The organism is Bacteroidota bacterium (assembly GCA_039714315.1).
GTDB lineage: Bacteria > Bacteroidota > Bacteroidia > Flavobacteriales > JADGDT01 > JADGDT01.
Window position 1 is genome coordinate 1 of the sequence record JBDLJM010000251.1, and the last position, 2486, is coordinate 2486.

General features: G+C 35.1%; 1 protein-coding gene and 1 pseudogene. Both read left to right on the top strand.

From position 1 onward, the window contains the following. Nucleotides 1–133: 133 nt before the first annotated feature. A pseudogene (locus tag ABFR62_14065) lies at nt 134–631 on the top strand (MFS transporter). Between the two features lie 13 nt (nt 632–644). Next, nucleotides 645–1634: a glutaminyl-peptide cyclotransferase gene (locus ABFR62_14070; GenBank protein MEN8139544.1), complete on the top strand. Its 990-nt coding sequence runs from the start codon at nt 645–647 to the stop codon at nt 1632–1634. Nucleotides 1635–2486 lie beyond the last annotated feature (852 nt).

Below are 2486 nucleotides of genomic sequence, written 5' to 3' on the forward strand. Positions count from 1 at the left end.
TTTAAATGATTAAAAAAATACATCGATATTACTTTAACAGCTTTAGGGATTTATCTGCCGAAGTGTGGTGGCTGTCGTTAATAACTTTTATTAACAGGGCCGGAACAATGGTAATACCTTTTCTAACCTTGTATTTTCGACAGTGCCAATATTTTACCGCGATGTATTTAATTTAGATGAAGGTCAGATAGGATTGCTTTTGGCTATGAACGGGCTAATGATATTCTTTCTGGAGATGCCTTTGGTTTATGAAGTTGAAAACAGACAGCTCTCTAAAATAAAGATCATTCAATATAGTTTGTTATTGATAGCAATTAGTTATTTTGTATTTAATATTTCGGGTGGCGGAATCTGGATACTAATAGTAAATATGCTCTTAATTACTATTGGTGAAATGTTTGGTTTTCCATTCACAAATGCAATAGCTATGACAAGTTCGCCTAAAGGTAAGGAAGGAGTTTATATGGCACTCTATACTGTTTCATTTTCTTTAGCGCATTTGCTCAGTGCAAAATTTGGTTTTATGTGGATAGAAAAATTCGGATTCTCATCCACATGGTATATAGTTGGAGGAATAGGCTTATTAGCCTGGTTGCTCTCTTTTAAGCTGAAAAGTTTAATGAAATCCTAATTTATTTATAATTATGCTGTCAAAGATTTTTTCTACTTCAATAATCATAATACTGATACTTCTTAATTCGTGCTCCAATAGCGAACGTCCGTTTAAGAAGATTAGCTCTTCGGCAAAATACCATTATGGCGATACTTTACCGGTTTCAGAATCGGTAGGATTTGAACTTAATGTGAACGGTGAAGCTGCTGAGGCAGACAGCTATATTATTGTTGACAGGAAGATGTTTAATATTGGGGTAAACAACCTGGAGTTTACTGCTGAAGGTGAGAATAAAAAAATAACACGTAAGGTTGTAGTATACCCGATTGAAGCACCTGTGGATTTGGATTATAGAATAATAAAGGAGTATCACCATAATCCGGATGTATTTACACAGGGCCTGGAATTGTTTTCAGGTAAGATATACGAAAGCGGCGGACAGTATAAAAAGTCGAAATTATTCAGGTATTCACTGGATATGCCGAATAAGAAGTTAGAATATAGTTTTGACGATGATGTTTTTGCAGAGGGATTAACTGTTTTGGGTAATAATCTTTATGTACTATCATGGAGGGAGCACCTGATTTTTAAGTTTAATCCTGAAAATTTAGAATTGATAAACAGAAAAAAAACACCAATAGATTTTGAAGGATGGGGCCTTACCAATAACGGGAAGCATCTTATTATATCCGATGGAAGTAATAGCCTGTTTTTTTTGAATCCGGATGATTATTCAATTAGTAAAATTCTTCAGGTTTATAATAATAGGGGAAAACTAAAATATTTAAATGAACTCGAACATGTAGATGATTTGATTCTTGCCAACAGTTTAGATAACTCTGTTGTTTATGGGATTGATGTAAATTCGGGTGAGAATTTGTATGAAATTGATTTTAAAAAACTGGCCGATATTCATAAAAGACAGGGTGTGTTGAATGGTATTGCCCGTTTAAAAAACGGTAATTTTCTTATTACCGGGAAAAACTGGGATAAGATGTATGAGGTGGAGATTGATTTTTAGTGATTTGGTTTTATATGCAGATATTTTTTGGCGCTATTTCCGGTTCTCCGCTATAGCTTTGTCCGGCATAGCAGTTCGAAAATAATATTTCGGGGTCTTCGCTAAGACTCAGCCGCCAAAATATTTTTCTCACATGCTATCCCAAACAAAGGCTGCCGCTGCTATCCTGGCGAATATATTGCGGAGCTTTGCACCCGGGCACTGATTAAATCACGATTTTCACACATACTTATTTTTTAAAGCCCCGGGCTTATAAAAATTGGGTGTGTGTGAATTGTGAAGATTGTTACTTTATATGCTTGTTTAATACCAGTTGTGATTTAAATTTACTGGAAAGAAAATTGGGTCTATGTCGTTTGTAGTGGGTGAGTTATTCTAAATTTCTTAAAATTAGCACATCGTCACCTTGAGCGGAGCTTGCGGAGTCGAAAGGTCTATTACGTTAAATAAGTATTACCTTTAGTCACTGTTGACATAGATGTTTTGTTCGCTGGCACTTTTATTTTTATTTGTTGCTCACAGCGATTGCGACTACGTTTCCGCCGCTTTGCTTTGGAAACTCCGCTCAACATGACGTAGATGAAAAATAATACTTACCCACTATATTTGACATAGCCCCAGAAAATTCAAGCATCTTGGCTCAGCCTAGACGGTTTAATTTTATTTTGAAGCTATGGGCAAAATAAAGCGATTTAATCCAGTAATTTTAATTTATAACCGGTATAAGAGCAATTTAACCTGAATTAAATGAACTAATATCTTTTATTAGAAAAACACACATCCCTAACCCCTCTCAAGAGGGGAAACATTACCCACTACAAACAACATAGAGCCCAAAAAAGTTAAATGCTT